Here is an 18,485-nt window from a genome sequence, read left to right on the forward strand (position 1 = left end):
TATATAGTACTTCCACTTGAAACTTACCCAACGTCAATTTAAGCTAGTTTAATTGGATTTAGTACAATTGTTTGAAAATTGTCATTTATTCTATTTCTAAGTTCCGTTCGCAGCTTGTGCACTTTCTCCATAAAGAATTCCCTGACTGCTCCAAAAAAATCTGCACAACTCTCAAAATATCGATTATAAAGCGTTCTTTCTCTAAAAAATTTCCATAATCGCTCTATAGGATTTAAATTCGGCGAGTATGGGGGCAGATAATGCAATCGTATTCGGCTCTTTTTCAGATGCTCTATCACCTTGCGACTCTTATGTACCGCCGCGTTGTCCAAAATCACATGAATTTCTCCAACATCCTTGTTCTTCTCTAGGTCTGTAAAAAATTCGATCATCGCTTCAGTATCGATCGTTTCATATTCTCGCGTTACTACCTTCATTTCATTCAAGCTCAATGCTCCTACTAAATGCAGTCGCTTTTGCTTCCCAGTTGTTTGCAAGGTTTTGCATTCACCTTTTTTTATCCAACCACAGACTGCTTGAGACTGATATTCTGGATGAGTGGCATCAAGAAAGTAGATCTCATCTTCGGGTTTTAACGATCTTTTTAACTTCTCATACTCTTCAATGAATTGAGCTTGCTTATCCGGATTAACCTTACCCGGAACCTTTTCAGGTTTTTTAAAAGTGAATCCATGTGCCTTTAACCATGCTGTCATACCTGTTCGTGAGTAAGTTTTCCCAAATGTCTTCTTCACAAAAGTAGCTATATCCTTTACTTTCAGATAAGTTACACTCGAAAGATGGTCTTCGAGCCCTTTGGCTTCATCTTCATTTAGCTTTGAAGAACTACCACCACGTGGATCATTATTTGTCTTGTTGTGGGAACTATATTTTTTCAAATATTCCTCTACAGTCCATGGGCTTAGTCGAGTCAATTTAGCGAGCTCCATTATTGATAAGCCCTCATCATAATTGAGGATAACAAAGAGACGCTTCCAGTCTCCGGCACTGGAGGCTTTCTTGAGCTGTTCTTCAAGTTCCGATCTTTCTTGAGCGGTTAATAGTCGTAGTGTTCTCATGTCTAGTAATTTAATCTATTAAATTTTTTAATTCTAGCTTTTTGGGTAAGTTTCAAGTGGAAGTACTATATACCGAAATGGCTTCATAGTTATAGAAGTTCTTCATTCGAAGCGGTTTTTTCATTAAGAGTAGGGATAATGCGCACCTTATCAATAGATTTTTCATCCGATTTAACGACTTCAATATAGAAATCATCGTGATGTAGGCGCCAACCCTTTTTGGGGATTGATCCGGAACGGTGGAAAATATATCCACCAATCGTTTCATATTCACCTGTTGAGGGAATAGAGATTTTTAGATTTTGTTCGATGTCAATGATTGTCATTTTGCCATCCACAATCCAACCTCCGTCGGGTTGGATGACATATGCTTTTTCATCACCGCTATCATATTCATCTTCAATTTCCCCAACGAGTTCTTCTAAAATGTCCTCGATCGTAATGATTCCCTCAGTTCCCCCATATTCATCCACAACAATAGCTAAGTGAAATTGTTTAGTTTTAAATTCTTGTAAAAGATGAGAGATTTTTTTTGTTTCAGGGGTGAAAATCGCGGGTTTTACAAATTCTTTGATGGTTGTTTTTTTAGATAAATTGATATCCCCACCTGAATTGGCATAAAAAGTGAGGAGGTCCTTGTAGAGCAAAATCCCCATAATATGGTCGATGTCATCTTCAAAAACCGGAATGCGGCTGTATCCTTGTTGGATGAACTCCTGCATACATTCATAAACAGTGCGGTTTGCTGAAACGCTAAACATATCAATTCTCGGAATCATTACCTCTCTAACGATTCGCTCTTGAAATGAGGCTACGGAAATTAAAAGTTTTCGATCAATAGGCGATAGGAGGTGTTTGATTTCAGTCTCTTGAACCAGCTCAAGGAGTTTATCTTTGATTTTAAGGGAGTTCATTTCTTCCTGTAGACTACCTCTTTTCTTGAGCAAAACGCCAATTTTAGTCACGAGATAGGTAATAGGGGAGAAAAAAAGAATAAAAATACTGCCGAACCAATTGAAAAAGCGGAGTCCAAAGACAGGATTAGAACGGCTAATTAAGGAGAATAAAAAATCGAGAATCAATAGGAAAAATAAGATGACAAAGAAGAAGACAATAACCCATAAAAGAGTCACTTCCAGTTTCTCTGAAGTGATATAATACCCAAAGGTCCCGCTGGCTTGTTTAAGAAAAAAGATAGTGCACGTAACGGTGTAGAAAAGGCGTGTGATTTGTGTCGTTAATCTCAAAAAGTCAAAAAGGGATTTCCAGGGGGATTCTTTATCAAGCTTCAAGATGAACTGATATAGGGAGTAATATTTAGGATGGGTAGCTAATTCCCTGCGGCAGGCTAAAAGCCCCATGTTTTCTAGAGATAAACGAATCGCATAAAGGGTTGAGGAGGCTACGAGAAAAATTGCGGGAAGAAGAAAGTTATCTATCCACATAATAATGAGTTGTTTGTATTTTTTACGCCCGTGTTTTAGGCTTTTTCTTTATGTTAGCATATTTAATGACATTCTCTGAATAGACTTCTTTCGAAATTATACCAAAGTGGGTTGATGAACTTTCATGTTTTTGCCGTAAATCATTAAGTATTTAGTGTTAGCCCTTCACTATCCAGGTGGGCGAGAACTCTTTCTTCTTGATTGCGCATCTCATGTTCATCCGCTTCTTCGATATCATCGTATCCCTTAAGATGAAGAAGGGTGTGAACAATATATAGGGTGAGCTCCCGATAGGGATCGCTTTGTGTTTTTTGAGCAAACTCGATAGCGGCTCGAGGTGATATAATGCACTCTCCAATATGGCGATAGCCCTCATCTTCATCCGTATCGATCGGAAATGTAATGCAATCGGTAGGTGAGGGGTCATTAAAATGGTCTTCGTGTATCTTTGAAATTTCTTCTTCAGAAACAAAACGGAAAGAGATTTCATCTCCTTTAAAATCTAAAAAAGAGAGGAGATGGGCGATGAGTTTTCTTACTTTAGAGAGATCAAGAGTAAGATCAGTTTGTGAATTTTCTATATCAATAATCATAAATTAAAAAAGGCCCGATGTTTAAACCGGGCCAATAATGTGTTTAAAGTCGATGGTAGAATGCATTAAAGCAATCTATTTAGCATTTAAGCGACAGGTGTTTTAGGAAGATTTGTGACTTTTTTGTTCACACCATCTTTCCACTTCCCAAGGCTTCTGAGAATATCGATTCTTTCAAATCGTTTGAGCACATTGCGTTTAACTCCGGCTTTGCTCGACTTACCATAACTCTTATGTCTAGACATTATTTTTACCTTAGCTTTTTTTACTTAATCTTTGGGATAAAAGTTGTTTCACTATATGGAGATACATTGTGATGCTCTTTATAACCTAAAGAAAGATTGTCTTTTTTAGAACCAGTTTTAGAAGAAGGGTACTTTGTCTTTTTAGGACTGGTGCTTCTTCTTTCAGATTGCTTGCTAATTCTAACCATAGCTTATTTAGTACTCCCATTTGCAATTTGGCAACAGTATAGGATCTTTATTCTAAACTTTCAAGCAAAACCTATAAAAACCAATGATCTCGATTTATCATTAAAAAAATTATTGAGAAATGATGTGGAAGTGGTTGGATTTGTAAAAATCAAATTTTATTTTAGCAAGCTCCTTTTTTTGAGGGCTTGTCATATCTTCGAGTTCATAAATTGTCGATGAATTTTTGGTCTGAATAGGATTTTGGGTCAGATTGAAAAGAGTGCGTGCTTGAAGAATAGTTTTCTCTGATTTTGTAAGGATGACCAAGTCATCGCAAACCTCATCACTAGCAATATGGGGTAAAAAACTCATTTGAGGTGTTGTCCAAAGTAGTTTGTCGATATATTTGAGAGCCTCATCGGAATCAACATAAAAAAAGAGTTTATGGTGTTTATTGAAATGAGATTCCGCCTCTCTACAGATACATTCAACTTTTTCTTGAGGGGTTTTGACTTGAAAAAAAACAACTTTAGGAAGGATTTGCATTGGTGTCTGATTGAGGGGGTTTGTTCTCATGGGGGTGATAGGCACCGCATGAGACGAGTATTTTAAACACGTCTTCTACAGAGATGTCAACTTCTTTTAGGTTCTTATTATCCGTAATGAGCAAAAAGCCCGATATGGGGTGTGGAGCTGTCGGTAAAAAGACGGCCTTAAGGTCCTCTGTTTGGATGTTTTGGCCCCCCTTGTCAATTGACTGGGGAACATCATTTGTAATGAAACCAAGTGCTCTTGCGTCTTTGTACGGAAAATCCATCATAACCGTTTTTTTAAACGGTTTGGTTCCCGGAGAAAAAAGTGATTTAGTGAGTTCAACAAGAATTTTATAAAGTGTTTTTACAATCGGGATTTTCAAGAAGACTTTGTGCATTAAATTCACAAACCATCGGAAGAAGAGGCGTTGTGCAACAAATCCAAGCACTAAAATCAAACCGAAAATAAGGAATAATACGAGGATGCGGCATCCGAAGACAATCCAAGGATGGAGAACCGAAACAATGCCATAGCCATCGAGAATTTCTTGAATTAATCCGACAAACGGGATCGTTAATAAATTAAAGAAAAAATGGATAATCCAAAGGGTGATAACTGCGGGCAAAAAGATAATGAGTCCCGTGAGGATATATTTTTTCATAAAAGCTCAACTTGTCGCTTTTGTCTCCGGCAAATGCTCATCAGGAATAATGACACCGCATGAGACAATGTATTTGATCGCTTCTTCCGGCCTCATTGTAAGGTGAATAATATCTGATTCTCGATACATGAGCAGATAGCCGGTTGTGGGATTTGGAGTTGTTGGAATTAATACGGAAACTAATTTTTCGCCGGCTGCCGTAGTGCATTCTTTAGGGGATTCTCGTGAAATTAACCCAATGACATAAGTCCCTTTTTGAGGAAAGGGAACCATAACGACTTGTTTAAATGAGTTTTTATCTGTGGCAAATAGAGTGCGTATAATCTCTTGTGAAGTTTTATAAACCTTATTGACAAGGGGAATGCGATGCAGAATCTGATCAGAAACGGAGATCAGTGATTTAAAGAAGAACCATCGGGCAATCATTCCCAAGAAAACAGTGACGATAAATAGCCCAATCAAAATAAGGGCCTGAGCGCCATAGGTGATGAGTTGGTCAGGAGAAAGAAATAAAAAACCATGATTAATGATTTCAAACTCTTTTAAAAAGCGAGAGACAAAGCCAACAAAAGGTTGAGTGAGGAAATTAACAGTGAAGGCAACGATGGCAACAGTGACTGCCAAAGGAAGCAAAATAACAAGACCGGTGATAAAATATTTTTTCATAGCCGAAAAGAGTTTTTACCACATTATGAAATGAAAACAATTACTGCGCAATCTATTTTTCTTTGCAGACTTCCCAAATGATTTCGAGAAGAATGAGGTCAATAGAGGCGATTTCCAGTTGGATTTTCTTACTCGTGTAGAATTGCTGTTTTGAGTGAGAGCCGACAAGGCGATGGAGCGATTGGTCATAGATGAGATAATCATTAGAGAGATTAGAGATATGGATAAAGCCGTCTGTAAGCAGGTTTTCAAGTTCAAAGGCAATCCCGTTAGGTTTGACTTTGGTGACAATGGCGTTGTATTTGGCTTTAGGGTTTTTCTTGTGCATCTCTTTGAGAAGACGTAGTTTTTTTAGTTGCAGCACCTGCATTTCCGCTCTAAAAGAGACCCTTTCCGTTTCACTGCAATGATTAGCAATGGATTGTAGGTTGGGTTTATAATCAGGCTCAAAAAGCAGTCTATGAATCACTAGATCGCTATAGCGGCGGATCGGGCTTGTAAAATGGGTGTAATTTTCAAGAGCAAGTCCATAATGACCGACGTTTTCCGGGCTATAAATCGCGAGTTTCATGCTGCGGATATAGGCTGTTGAGAGTTGGTAAACTAGAGGAGAGTCCTTTGCCTCATCAAACAGTTTTTGCAGATCAAAAGGCGTCGGTTCAGAGGGGAGTTTAAAGCCGAGAATCTGGGCAAGGTGATGGAAGTCTTTAAATTGCTCTAGAGAAGGGGCTTCATGAATCCGGAAAATTGAAGGGACTTTGCGCATCTTCAAATGAGTGGCAACGAGTTCATTTGCCTTGAGCATGCACTCTTCAACCATTTGGTGGGTAATATCGTATTCCACTCGGTGAAAACCGGTCGGCTTTCCGGCAGCATTGATGTCGAGCCTGATTTCAGGCATGCTTAAATCGACACTTCCGCGAAGACGTCTTAGTCCCTTGAACTTTAGACAAAGTTCAAGAAGGAGATTTAATTCGGGAAGAAGAGGATGTTTAATTTTGCCGTCCAAAACTTCTTTCGCTTCTTCATAAGTAAAGCGTTTACGGCTTTTGATGGCAGATCGAATGATTTCATAACTTTTTAAGGAGCCATCCGGTTGAACATCCATAATGACTGAGACAGTGAATCGGATAACGTTTTCTTTTAGGCTGCATAACTCATTGGAGATCTCTTCGGGAAGCATAGGAAGGCACGTTCCCGGGAAATAGGTCGAATTACCTCTATGATAGGCTTCATCATCGAGGTTTGATCCGGGCGTGACGTAATGCGAGACATCGGCAATATGGACAGCTAATCGGTAATTCCCTTTGGAATCTTTTTCAATTGAAAGGGCATCGTCAAAATCCTTTGCCGTTGCGGGATCGATAGTGAAGCTGACCCAATCCGTTAAATCTTTGCGTTGTTGATCCGGGGTAAATTGAGGTGTTATTCCCTTTGCTTTTGCCTCTTTTATGACTGCTTTAGGAAACGTGTCGGGGAGTTGAAAGTCTATTGTTGCGCATTCAACATCTATAGATGGCGTTGTAATGGATCCCATCACTTTTTTTAACTCACCGCGTGTTGGGGATTTTTCATCGCCCCAATGTTTGACTTTAACAACAATGCGATCGCCTCGTTTAAGCGTTTGAGGTTTTTTAACGGAAACAATGATTTCCTTTTCGATTCCGAGGGTGGGGGAAAAGGCATAGTAACTATGATCATCAAATTTGTCTTCAATCACGCACATTAAATTGGCCCTTGCCCTTTCAAGAATACGTGTGATTTTTCCTTCAGGCCCTTTAGAACTCACTTTAGGATCAACAGCGACTTCAACAATATCTTTGTCGACAGCTCCATGTGTGAAAGGCTTTGGAATAAAGATGTCTCTCTCTTCTCCTTCAACTGAAACAAAAGCAAAGCCTCTCGGATGAACAGAGACTTTCCCTTCAACGAGCTGAGCAGGAGAGTTAGATTCGCTGAGGTGAAATAGTCCTTTTTTGAAGACAATATGCTGCTCGGCAATGAGTTGATCAAGGGCTTCATGCGCGAAGGGATGATCTTTTTTTGAGAGTTTTAAGCGTTTAGAGAGCTGATCAAAGGAAAGAGGAGAGTAGTTCTTATCTTGGATGATCTTTAAAATTTCCCTATAAAGGGACTTGAATGATTTTTTTTTGAATTTCATGTGGTAGTTATTATATCTATATTAGTATTTAAATGCGATCATGTGCTGTCTGAAGATTTTTTGCAAAGGCTATGAGGCTTTTTTTCTATTGAGTGCCACATCACCCAAAATTCAATATCGGGATCAATTGATTTGATGTATTTGATCCAAGCATTGAGCTCTTCGGGTTCGTCATAGAGCATTGCAATCGTTGCTAGGCCATCAGCTAAAGCACAGGTGGCGGCTTTAACTGCAACAGATGCAATTGAAGAGGGGGTGATTTGTTTTGGTTTCAGCGTATTGCCATTAATGATGTGTGTGACTTCTTCTCCATTGATATTCCAATGTTGTAGATAATCGCCACTTGTTGCAATGGCGCTATTAGACAAACAAATCGTTGCTATCGCATCTTCTAGATAGGGAGAGAGGGGGTTGCGAATAGAAATCCTCCAAGGAGAGCCGTCGCATTTGGTGCCAAGTGCTTTGATTTCCCCGCCCCATTCAACATAAATATTGGGGTAGCCCGCTTGGACAAAGCGATCGGCAATGAGATCAATCGCATAGCCTTTTGAAATGGCATCGAAATCGAGCTCAACGTGGTCTTGAGATTTTGTCAGGATACTTCCTCGCAACTCAATATGTCTCCATCCTATAGTCGTCACAGGGAATGGGGTTTGATTCTTAAGTGATTGAATCAAAGGGCGCAGTGTAGGGTCAAATAGCCCTTTGCTCAAAAAATGAAGTTCATTCGATAGAGAGCATAGATTTTTGATGTCTTTAGAGATCAATAGGGCTTCATATGATTTCAGCTGATTGATGCGTGAGAGTTCTGAATCCGGATTCCAATGATTAAAAGTGGTGTTCACGTGGTTAAAAATATCGGCAATGAGTTGCTCAATGATTACGCTATCCTTATGCGAGAGGGAGTGTGCAATTTGGATGTGGTAGGGCATCGTCATTGCTTCCCCTCGGAAATGGTGTAGAGAGGTGGACTCTTTTTTTGAGCAGGCTGTTGCGAGGAGTGTTAAGAGGCCTATAAGAAAGATCGAGCATCTCATGATAAAAGGCGCATTTTAAAACTTTTGATTGTGTTGTGAAGTAACATCGCAATCGTCATTGGGCCAATGCCACCCGGAACAGGGGTGATATAGGAAGTTTTTTGAGAAACGCTATCGAAGTCAACATCGCCAACAATTTTTGATTGATGATTCATGTGGATGCGATTGATCCCAACATCGACTACAACGGCCCCTTCTTTCACATAATCGGGTTTGATGAGGTGTGGGGCTCCGATGGCTGCGATGAGAATATCTGCACTTGAGCAGATTTGTTGTATATTTTGGGTTTGACTATGAACAACAGTCACGGTTGCATTACACCCCTTTTTCTTTTGTATCAAAAGTGAGGCTAAAGGCTTCCCTACAATATTGCTTCTGCCGGCAATAACAACGTGTTTTGATTCGGCATCAATGCGATAATGCTCGAGGAGTTTTAAAATGCCAAGCGGTGTGCAAGGAACAAATCCTGAAGGATCACCAATCATCAGCTTACCAAGATTCAAGGGGTGAAAACCATCGACATCCTTTTGAGGATCGATACAAGCGACGATTTTAAGCGCTTCGAGGTGCTGAGGAAAAGGTTGTTGAATTAAAATGCCGTCAATCGACGGATCCATATTGAGCGCTTTAATCTGTTCAATTAGATCTTTTTCTGAAATATTTTGATCAAGCTGAAGCGTTTTTGAGGTAATACCTACTTCGTGGCATGCCTTTTCTTTCATAGAGACATAACTATGCGATGCGGGATGAGAGCCAATCAATATAAAGGCCAAACCGGGAGATCTCCCACCGATTTGATTTAGCTCATTTTTCATTTCGGCCCTAAGCTGAGCTGCAAAAGCCTTTCCATCTAGAATATGCATAAACTAACAGTCCAATTAACCAATAGGCTAAAGGTAGGGGGTTCCAGCGCTTTTACGCAACAAGTCCGATCTTGCACGAAGCTGAGACTATTCTATGAAAGCCAAATATTTAAAACAAGCGGCACCCAAATTCGAGTTAATGGATGACGGCTAAGTGATCGAGGAGGCTTGTGTGGAGGGAGCCGTTGCTGGCTGCAATCGAGCAGCGTTTTGTATAGGTAAGGGGGGTGCCGTCAATTTCTGTGGTTTTTCCTCCGGCTTCTTCTAAAATAAGTGCTCCGGCTGCGTAATCCCAAGGATTTAAAATCACTTCCCAAAATCCGTCATAGCGTCCATTTGCAACATAGCAAATATCAAGGGCAGCCGATCCCATGCGGCGAATTGGAACACCTAGGCTTAAGATGTGTGTTAGGTGTTCATAGCAATGAAAGGGGTTTTCCTCCACGTTATAAGGGAAACCGGTAGCAAACATGGCTTTTTTTATGTTGTCGGCAGGGCTAACGCTTATTTGATGGTCCCCAAAAAAGGCACCACCTTCTCGGGAAGCGTAGAAAAGTTCATCAATTTCCGGGTTATAGACAACGCCACAGAGCGGGGTTTGATTAAAAATCGCGGCGATACTCACTGAGAAAAAGGGGATGTTTCGAGAAAAATTGACTGTTCCGTCAAGAGGATCAATGACCCATAGCACCTTATCTTTTCCTAAAATATCGCCTCCACTCTCTTCTGAAACACAGAGGTGCTCGGGATGTTTTTTTGCAATTGCATCGAGTAAAAACCGTTCGGATTTGTAGTCATATTCCGTCACAATGTCGTGTTTACCATCTTTGGCTTCGATGGCAAATGTTGTTCCAAATCCCTCTCTTAGAATTTTTCCGGCATCCAGGGCGAGCTCAACGGCGAAGTCTCTGAGTTGGTCGGGGTAAATATCCTTCATCGATAGTTTTTTCTCCTCGAATGGGTTTTATAGGGTAATGTCAAAGGTTGAAAAATACGGTGAAATTGAGAAAAGAAGATCATGCTCATCATTGCAAAAGAGGCATCTATAAAAGGCGATAATAAGAGCTCAGAAAATAAAGAGGAAAAAAGAGGAGAGGTTTTTTGGCCTAAGATAAAATAAAAGGCGTAGCTCATCAAAGTAAAGCAGAGGGAAAATAAAAAAGATAAAAAGGCAAACGAAGCCATATGGTCATCGTGAAAATAGGATTGAATCTGTTTAATTACAATAGTTGTAAGCACAAAAAGAAGAGCATGCGATCCAATCCATAAGTGAGAAGAAAAAAGGTCGATCATGAGTCCGGAGAGAAAAGCAATCCAAAGACAACGGGGTAATGCAAAGGTTTTAATTGACCAACACATAAAAAAAACAAGCGGGAGAACGGAATAGGCGGGGAAAAAAAGAGGTAGGATAAGTTGGGCGATTCCGGAATAAGCGCTAACCCACCAAAATTGCTTTGTCACGCTAATAGGCTCCTTTAGGGTGGATCATGAGGGGGATTGTTTTTATAATCAACCATAAGTCGAGCAAAAAGCTTCTTTTTTCTATATATTCCATATCGAGTTTTGCGCGTTGACTCAATGTCAAATGATTGCGCCCCGATGTTTGCCATAGTCCCGTAATCCCCGGCTTAATGGACAGAATTTTGTCAGCGTCATTCCCAAGATAGCGTTTTATCTCTTCAATAACGCTCATATTCGGTAGGGAAACGGCCATGGGCCTTGGGCCTACAATGCTCATATCCCCTTTTAAGACATTCAAAAACTGTGGAATTTCATCCAGAGATGTTTTTCTCAAGAATGCTCCTATAAAAGTGATGCGCGGATCATCTTTGAGTTTATAGAAATTCTCCCATTCAGCCCGTTTTTCAGGAGAGTGTTCTAAAATCAACGCGAGTTTTTCATCGGCATCGGTATACATCGTTCTAAATTTCAGACATCTAAAAACCTCAAAATCTTTTTTTACCCGCATGCTTTTATATAAAATAGGGCCCGGCGAGGTCAGTTTAATGCCTATGGCGATGAGAAAAAAAAGAGGAGAGCCAACGATGATCACGATAAGGCTGAAGAAAATGTCAAAAAGCCGTTTAGCTATGAAATAAAAAAAGCGCTCTATATGCATATTATACTGAAATGAGTTGAAGAAATAGAGTATGGAACAAAATAACCATTTCTTCAAATCATTCTTTTTTATACATAGGTGGTTTATAACGCTAGTGATTCAAGAGTTGTTTCTTGAAAATAATAATATAATAACAAAAGTTTTAATAATTGAATTATAGTTTAGTTTTATTTATAATGTTGTCATTTAATTATAGTGGCAATCGTTATGAATAAAGATGTAAAGTATTTATTTGAAGTCGATGCGCTTTCCTTTTCTTATCGATTGGGTAAATGCCTCGTTCCGGCTTTGAAAAACATCTCTTTAAAGATCAAAAGAGGTGAGCTGATTACGCTGTGCGGTCCTTCCGGATCCGGAAAGTCTACTCTATTGAGTATCATGGGTTTAATAGAGCCTCTGCAGAAGGGGGAAGTTACTTTTAATCAAAAAGAATTTTCTAAGCTCTCATCTAAAGAAAGAAATAAGATTCGCCGCTATCACATCGGATTTATTTTTCAGCAATTCCATCTTATCCCCGTATTAAGTGTAGAGGAAAATGTTGCGTATTTCCTTAAAACTCAAGGTCTTAATAAGTTGGTGATTGAAAAGAGGGTGAGGGAGACGCTCACGGCGGTTGGGCTATGGGATCATCGAAAAAAACGTCCCAATCAACTCAGTGGAGGGCAACGGCAGCGGGTAGCCATTGCAAGAGCCCTTGCAAAAGAGCCTGAGGTGATTGTCGGGGATGAGCCAACTGCGAATTTAGATCAAAAGACAGGTCGGGAAATTATGGAAATCTTCGCTCAATTGGTGAAGGAAAAGGGGATTACGGTCATTTTAGCGACACATGATGAAATGGTCAAATCGTATGCTTCGCAAAACTTTGTAATTCTCGATGGAAAACTAATAGGTGACAAATGAGTCTTATCATAGCGTTTCGCAATCTATTTCGTAATTTAAGAAGAACTTTTGCCATCCTGATGACGATTGCACTCGGGGCGGGTGCATTATTTGCCTTCCAAGGATTTATCGAAGGCGTTTTAAGCGACTACAAAGAATCGACAATCCACTCCCATTATGGGCATGGGCAAATCAATACTCAAAATTATCGGGATAAAGTTTATGCAGAGCCTTGGCTGTATTGGATCAAATCCCCTCAAGAAGTCGAGAGTTTTTTACAAAAACAAGAGGCGGTTGATCACATTTTTCCTCGGGTCAGTTTTTCAGCGCTATTAAAAAATGGAAAAAAGACGATCAATGGAATGGGGCAGGGAATTGTAGCTCAAAGTGAGGATCGGTTTTTTGATAGCTTAAATATTGAGTCGGGAGAATCGCTGACCACACAAGAAAATGGGATTTTACTTGGCAAAGGTCTCGCTGAAGCATTGGGAGCTAAGCCGGGGGACAAAATCACTCTTTATACGCAAAATGTTAAAGATGGATATTCAAAAGACGCTTTTATTGTAACGGGGATTTTCCATACGGGTATTGTTGATTTTGATGGGCGTATCTTTCGCATTCAGCTCAACAAAGCACAAAAGTTATTAAGGACAGATGGTATTGAGAGCATATCAGTCGGTCTTGCCGATGAGTCAAAATGGAAGCATCTTGTTGAGGCTCTCAAAAATCAGTTTCCACAGCTCGAGGCGACATATTTTGATGAACTCGATAAAGTTTATTATAAAAATTCGGTTGACTGGCTCAATGCGCAATACAGTATTGTTCAGGGAATTATTTTATCCATTGTCTTGCTGGGAATTTTTAATTCGATTTCCACTTCAATTTTAGAGCGCCGACAAGAGGTCGGTAATTTAAGAGCCAATGGTGAATCCAAGTGGAGCGTTATCCGGCTCGTTATTCTGGAGGGGGGGCTCTTAGGGTTAGGAGGGGCGGTCATTGGAATATCCCTTGTCTATCTCTTTTTCTCCTATTGTCTTGGGGATGGAATCACCATGCCACCCGGACCGGGAAGCACCAGATCGTTTACGGCAACATTTACATTCACTTGGCAGATGCTTGCATTGACAGGATCGTTGAGCATGATCTCAGCAGTCGCTGCCTCAGCATTTGCAGCCGTGCGCGTTGTCAAGATGCCAATTGCTAAAGCGCTTCGCGGCTAAAATAGAGATCGAGCGCCCTGTTAAAATATTCATTAGCATCTCCTGACAGGTAAAAGACGGTATAACTTCTCCTTAACAAAGGAAAATTCAATTTGCAAATATTTCTTTTCATTTGTTTTGGGTTGCACTATAGGAAAAAGATGAGGCAAAAATTCTGTTTGTATCGAGTGATTAATGAAGATTCGGACCAAAATCTTCCTCCTTGTGGGAGGAATTTTCCTATTTTCTTTTTTGGCAACTCAGGTCGTCGAAGAGTTGTTAACGCTCAGGATGGTTCATGAGAGTGAAGCGCAAATCGAAGCGAAGATCAATGAGCAGAATGAACAAAAGAGACGGGCGGTCGAATCATATACGCGGACTCAGATCAGTGAGTCCAAGGCTCAAGTGGGGGCCTTATTAAATCGGATCAAGGATCTGGGGTATTGGAAAGATGCCTTTAAACCTTCCGATTTGAATTTAGAAACGAATACGTGGCTCTCTTCAGCAACTCTTTTGATCAATAATAAATGGCTCGACTTAATTCAGAATTTGCATCGAGATAAACTATTATCTCTCATTATTTTAGATGAACCTCCTCCTTTTCGGACATTGATGGTTCCGTTGATTGATGAGATCAAGATCAGTGTTGTCGATTCTCAAAATGTGGGGGTTAAATTAGAGGGGCCTTTTATCTCGATCCCATTTCCATTCAATGAGTTGACATACAATCACAACCCCAAAATCATCTCGCAGATGATTTTATCAAGTCCTCAGCTCGATTTCTATTTGCTCTTCGATCCCGAAGTCATAGCCAATTTAGATCTCAAGGCATTGCAAGATAACATGAAACAATATCAAGCTGTAGTCAATCAAAAGCAGTTAACAGAGAGAAAATTGAACTTTGATCAGCTCAATGCTTTAGCCGAATCGATGGGAATTATTTATGAGTCTATGGCAAAAGCTAAATACTTTTTGAATCAGAATTCCGATATTTTGCAATCAATCACAAGAGATAAGAAGGATTGGTTTGAGCGTAAATTTCAAAGTCTGTCCGATGCCACTCCGATTGAGCCGGATTTAGATCATATTCAAAAACAGATCGAAGATCGCTATGATGAAATTAATATGATTTGGCAAATGCTTGCCTACAATGCAACGGGAATCTATGACTATAATCCTTTAGCAAAGGGGGCTCCAATTGGTCTATGTCATTTCCATAAAGATCAAAATATCGGAAGGGCCGTCATTACCCCGTCCGTTTTTTATAATGAACCGGTCACCCAGTTGAGCCCACAAATTTATACCGGAATGCAGGATCGGATTTTCTTAGGGCAAACTGAGGAATTTGAAGCATCGACAATCAGCGGTATCGAGAAAAGCTATTTGACGCTTGGCATTGATGTGCGCACCATTTTACAAGGGCTTGCCATGGCGACGGAGGATAATGCCTTATTGATTGTGAATAATGATGTTGTCAAAGCGTATGATGTTCAGGGTGATGAGTTTCCTTATGTTAAGGGAACTTATCCCGTAGAGCAAATTCAATCTGCCCCCATGGGAACTTTTACCGATACCAAGGGGAGACAATACTATTATATTTCGATCCATCCAATGGAAAATGAAGCAGTTGAAGTTGTCCTCTTTAATGATAAGGAAAAGGTCTTTTCGCTTCTCAATATTGCAACAAATTCTGCACAGAGCTTTAATCGCCGCTTGTCAATTCAAATGACTGTGATAGGTCTTGTGACCTTTGTTATCGTTTTTTTGATGATCAATATATTAGCTAAACGGATGACAAAACCAATTGTCATTCTTGCAGAATCGAGTCGTCGTGTGAAAGAAGGAGCTCTTGACAAGGTTAATTTGCCACAGCAAGAGGGTGAGTCCAAGGATGAAATTTCTGATTTATATGCTTCGTTTTCTGAGATGATTAAGGGATTAAAAGAAAAAGAGCGCGTCATGGGGGTACTAAATAAAGTGGTTTCTCCTCAAATTGCAGAAAAAATTCTTGGGGGTAACATTGAATTGGGCGGTGAAGAAAAGATTGTGACGGTTCTTTTTGCCGATATTCGCCATTTTACGGAATTAACACAAAATATTGCCCCATCGACTTTGATCAAGTTATTAAACCATTATATGACAATCCTATCTGAAGTTGTCGATGAATATGAAGGTGTGATTGATAAATACGTTGGTGATGAGGTGATGGCATTATTTGGTGCGCCTCTATCGTCAGAAGAGAGCGCCTATAGAGCGGTTGAATGTGCTATTGAAATGCTCTCCCGGGTGCAAAAATACAATGATGAGCATAGGCAAGGGGAATCGGTCGTTTTTGATATTGGAATTGGGATTCATACGGGAAATGTCGTTGCCGGAAATATGGGTGCGGAAAATCGGATGAATTATACGGTGCTGGGAGCTAATGTCAATTTAGCGGCAAGGCTTTGTTCGGCAGCCGATTCAATGCAGATTCTCATCTCTAAAGAGACTTTAGAGTCGTTTCACGTCAAAGAAAACATTGTCTATGAAGAGCTAAGCGCGATTACATTGAAGGGTTTTTCTCAGCCCATTGCTGTCTTTCAGGTGAAGTCAGTGCGTTGAGTTTTTGCTCAATTTGAGAGATGAGAAAATGGAGGAGGGGGATTTCAATCGAGATCTCTTTGGATTTTTCATCCAGTTGTTTAAGAGAAGTTGAGATGATGTCTATTGTTTTTTGAATACCAAAGAGATGGGGCGCTGTGATCTTATCTGAATCGCTCTCATAATCTTCTAGGTCATCGATAAACTGAAAAATCAGCCCAAATTGTTCTCCAAATTCTTTAAGTAATTTTTGATCTCTTTGAGAAACATGGGCAATGATGGCTCCAAATTCAAATGCAGCCGTGAATAAATCCGCTGTTTTTCGCTTATACATATAAATAAGAGAGTCATGGGTATGCTCAATGTGCTGATTGAGATCGATCACTTGTCCCGCAATCACTCCGTCACCTCCGGTTTTGCGCGTGAGAGACTGAATGAGTAGGATTTTATCAGAATCGCTAAGATGGGGGGCATGCGCTAAAATATCGAAAGCGAGTGTGAGTAAAAAATCACCCGTCAAAACGGAATGCCCTTCAGGGTAAATATGATGGAGGGCGGGTTTACCTCGACGCATTAACTCATTGTCCATGCAAGGAAGGTCATCGTGAATGAGTGTATAAGTGTGGAGGATCTCAATAGAGCAGGCAGGGTCAATGACATGTTCAAAAGGAATATGATAACACTCTGCAATCGCAAGCACAATAAGTGGTCTTAACCGTTTTGCTTTTGATAAGACGCTGTAGCGCGCAGCTTCAATCAGCGATTGATGGAGGGGGTGGTGGGATTGAAGAAGGCGATCTAGGGCCTCTTCAATGGATTGAAGTCTCTCTTCAACATAGGCATGGATCGTTTTAGTCAAATGAATGGAAGTGTCGCGATCAAATACCCGGTTTTTCGGCTCATTTTGGTCTATCATGAGAATTTGGGTACTCCTATTCCATAATAAGTGAATCCGAGCTGACCTAATTGGTGAGGCTTATATTGATTGCGGCCATCAAAAAAGACTTTAGAGCGCATATTGCTCGCAATTTTTTTCAAATCGACAAAGCGAAATTGTTTCCATTCAGTGACAAGGGCAATCGCATCGGCATTATCTGCCGCATCATACTCCGATTTGGCATAAATAATTTTTTCTGAAGGAGGGAAATGTTTTTTTACATGATCCATTGAGATAGGATCATACACCTTGATCGTCGCATTTTTTTGAAGCAGATCATCGATCAATTGAAGCGCCGGTGCGTGGCGAATATCATCCGTATCGGGTTTGAATGAAAGGCCCCAGATGGCAATTTGACAATCGGATAAATCGCCGAAGTGATTGGAGATTTTTTGTGAGAGGCGCCTTTTTTGCTGGTCATTGACGAGCTCAATGGCATCGAGCATGGGCGTTTCAATATCCATTTCTTCTGCAATTTTTTTGAGTGCTTTAATGTCTTTGGGGAAGCAAGATCCGCCATAGCCAACGCCTGCATATAAAAAATGGTAACCTATCCGTTTATCCGATCCGATTCCAATGCGCACATCGTGGATATTGGCATTGGCTTGGTCACAAACGCGCGAAAGCTCATTCATGAGTGAAATGCGTGAAGCGAGCATTACATTAGCCGCATATTTTGTCAGTTCAGCTGAGACGCATGACATGATAAGAATGCGATTGTGATTCAATGAAAAAGCTGAATAAAGCTCTTTCATTATATCGGTAGCATATTGAGAGTCACTACCAATAATGATCCGATCGGGTTTCATACTGTCTTGGATGGCGCACCCTTCCTTTAAAAACTCGGGATTTGAAACGACATCAAAGGGGTAGGATAGCTGACGATGTTGTAGTTCTTCTTGAATAATAGAGCGAATGAGATCTGTTGTATGAAGAGGGGATGTCGATTTATTGGCGATAACCAAGGGGCCGGACATCAACTTTCCAATGCTTTGAGCTGCGCTTTTCACATGAGATAGATCACAGCCCCCATCCGGGTTAGATCCTGTAGGAACGGCAATAAAGCAAACGTCGATATTTTTGAGTCCCTCTTCATATGAAGTGGTAAAAGAGAGGCGATGGGCATTTTGATTTTTAGTGACAAGCTCTTCAAGTCCCGGCTCGTAAATAGGCGTTTTGCCCTGCTTTAGCAGCTCGATTTTGGCGTCATCGATATCAAGACAAGTCACGTGGTGGCCCATTTCAGCAAAACAGGTTCCGGTGACCAAGCCAACATAACCTGTTCCGATAATCAATAGATTCATACTCGCTCCTTGTGT

18 protein-coding genes are annotated in these 18,485 nt (G+C 40.4%); 3 read left to right on the forward strand and 15 right to left on the reverse strand.

Going from position 1 to position 18,485, the window contains the following annotated elements; genetic code table 11:
• Positions 1 to 38: 38 nt before the first annotated feature.
• The 13 genes from K9M07_00550 to K9M07_00610 form a co-directional block, all read right to left on the reverse strand.
• On the reverse strand, positions 39 to 1,079 hold the full coding sequence (locus tag K9M07_00550) for an IS630 family transposase (GenBank protein MCF7851711.1): 1,041 nt from the start codon (positions 1,077 to 1,079) through the stop codon (positions 39 to 41).
• Between the two features lie 89 nt (positions 1,080 to 1,168).
• Positions 1,169 to 2,524, reverse strand: coding sequence for a hemolysin family protein (locus K9M07_00555; protein MCF7851712.1), 1,356 nt, complete (start codon positions 2,522 to 2,524; stop codon positions 1,169 to 1,171).
• 143 nt (positions 2,525 to 2,667) lie between these two features.
• A complete protein-coding gene (gene ybeY, locus K9M07_00560) occupies positions 2,668 to 3,117 on the reverse strand; it encodes an rRNA maturation RNase YbeY (protein ID MCF7851713.1) in 450 nt (149 codons plus the stop codon).
• 86 nt (positions 3,118 to 3,203) lie between these two features.
• Positions 3,204 to 3,362, reverse strand: coding sequence for a small basic protein (locus tag K9M07_00565; GenBank protein MCF7851714.1), 159 nt, complete (start codon positions 3,360 to 3,362; stop codon positions 3,204 to 3,206).
• A 297-nt stretch (positions 3,363 to 3,659) separates the two neighbouring features.
• Entirely contained in the window at positions 3,660 to 4,106 is a 447-nt protein-coding gene (locus K9M07_00570) for a DNA polymerase III subunit chi (GenBank protein MCF7851715.1), read from the reverse strand.
• Positions 4,060 to 4,725: a DUF502 domain-containing protein gene (locus tag K9M07_00575; protein ID MCF7851716.1), complete on the reverse strand. Its 666-nt coding sequence runs from the start codon at positions 4,723 to 4,725 to the stop codon at positions 4,060 to 4,062. The genes K9M07_00570 and K9M07_00575 overlap by 47 nt, the downstream gene beginning before the upstream one ends.
• Before the next feature lie 6 nt (positions 4,726 to 4,731).
• Complete coding sequence (locus tag K9M07_00580; GenBank protein ID MCF7851717.1) at positions 4,732 to 5,391, reverse strand: DUF502 domain-containing protein; 660 nt, start codon at positions 5,389 to 5,391, stop codon at positions 4,732 to 4,734.
• A gap of 52 nt (positions 5,392 to 5,443) precedes the next feature.
• On the reverse strand, positions 5,444 to 7,552 hold the full coding sequence (locus K9M07_00585) for a VacB/RNase II family 3'-5' exoribonuclease (protein ID MCF7851718.1): 2,109 nt from the start codon (positions 7,550 to 7,552) through the stop codon (positions 5,444 to 5,446).
• Positions 7,553 to 7,590: 38 nt separating this feature from the next.
• Positions 7,591 to 8,589 carry an FAD:protein FMN transferase gene (locus tag K9M07_00590; GenBank protein MCF7851719.1) on the reverse strand — a complete coding sequence of 333 codons (999 nt, stop codon included), beginning with the start codon at positions 8,587 to 8,589 and terminating at the stop codon, positions 7,591 to 7,593.
• A complete protein-coding gene (gene folD / locus K9M07_00595) occupies positions 8,586 to 9,452 on the reverse strand; it encodes a bifunctional methylenetetrahydrofolate dehydrogenase/methenyltetrahydrofolate cyclohydrolase FolD (GenBank protein MCF7851720.1) in 867 nt (288 codons plus the stop codon). The genes K9M07_00590 and folD overlap by 4 nt, the downstream gene beginning before the upstream one ends.
• A gap of 136 nt (positions 9,453 to 9,588) precedes the next feature.
• The gene (locus tag K9M07_00600) at positions 9,589 to 10,389 is read right to left on the reverse strand and encodes an inositol monophosphatase (GenBank protein MCF7851721.1); all 801 of its coding nucleotides are present in this window, start codon (positions 10,387 to 10,389) and stop codon (positions 9,589 to 9,591) included.
• Complete coding sequence (mreD, locus tag K9M07_00605) at positions 10,386 to 10,913, reverse strand: rod shape-determining protein MreD (GenBank protein ID MCF7851722.1); 528 nt, start codon at positions 10,911 to 10,913, stop codon at positions 10,386 to 10,388. Before mreD ends, K9M07_00600 begins: the two co-directional genes overlap by 4 nt.
• Before the next feature lies 1 nt (position 10,914).
• A complete protein-coding gene (locus K9M07_00610; GenBank protein ID MCF7851723.1) occupies positions 10,915 to 11,571 on the reverse strand; it encodes a sugar transferase in 657 nt (218 codons plus the stop codon).
• Positions 11,572 to 11,778: 207 nt separating this feature from the next.
• Between K9M07_00610 and K9M07_00615 the strand changes: the two genes are divergently transcribed.
• The 3 genes from K9M07_00615 (at position 11,779) to K9M07_00625 (ending at position 16,250) form a co-directional block, all read left to right on the forward strand.
• Entirely contained in the window at positions 11,779 to 12,471 is a 693-nt protein-coding gene (locus tag K9M07_00615) for an ABC transporter ATP-binding protein (protein ID MCF7851724.1), read from the forward strand.
• On the forward strand, positions 12,468 to 13,670 hold the full coding sequence (locus K9M07_00620; protein ID MCF7851725.1) for an ABC transporter permease: 1,203 nt from the start codon (positions 12,468 to 12,470) through the stop codon (positions 13,668 to 13,670). The genes K9M07_00615 and K9M07_00620 overlap by 4 nt, the downstream gene beginning before the upstream one ends.
• A 174-nt stretch (positions 13,671 to 13,844) precedes the next feature.
• Positions 13,845 to 16,250 carry an adenylate/guanylate cyclase domain-containing protein gene (locus K9M07_00625; GenBank protein ID MCF7851726.1) on the forward strand — a complete coding sequence of 802 codons (2,406 nt, stop codon included), beginning with the start codon at positions 13,845 to 13,847 and terminating at the stop codon, positions 16,248 to 16,250.
• On the opposite strand, the gene K9M07_00630 is transcribed toward K9M07_00625, so the two are convergent.
• The gene (locus tag K9M07_00630) at positions 16,192 to 17,145 is read right to left on the reverse strand and encodes a polyprenyl synthetase family protein (GenBank protein ID MCF7851727.1); all 954 of its coding nucleotides are present in this window, start codon (positions 17,143 to 17,145) and stop codon (positions 16,192 to 16,194) included. The genes K9M07_00625 and K9M07_00630 overlap by 59 nt on opposite strands.
• A complete protein-coding gene (locus K9M07_00635; GenBank protein MCF7851728.1) occupies positions 17,142 to 18,470 on the reverse strand; it encodes a UDP-glucose/GDP-mannose dehydrogenase family protein in 1,329 nt (442 codons plus the stop codon). The genes K9M07_00630 and K9M07_00635 overlap by 4 nt, the downstream gene beginning before the upstream one ends.
• Between the last annotated feature and the right edge of the window lie 15 nt (positions 18,471 to 18,485).

It is taken from the genome of Simkaniaceae bacterium, from assembly GCA_021734805.1.
GTDB lineage: Bacteria > Chlamydiota > Chlamydiia > Chlamydiales > JACRBE01 > Amphritriteisimkania.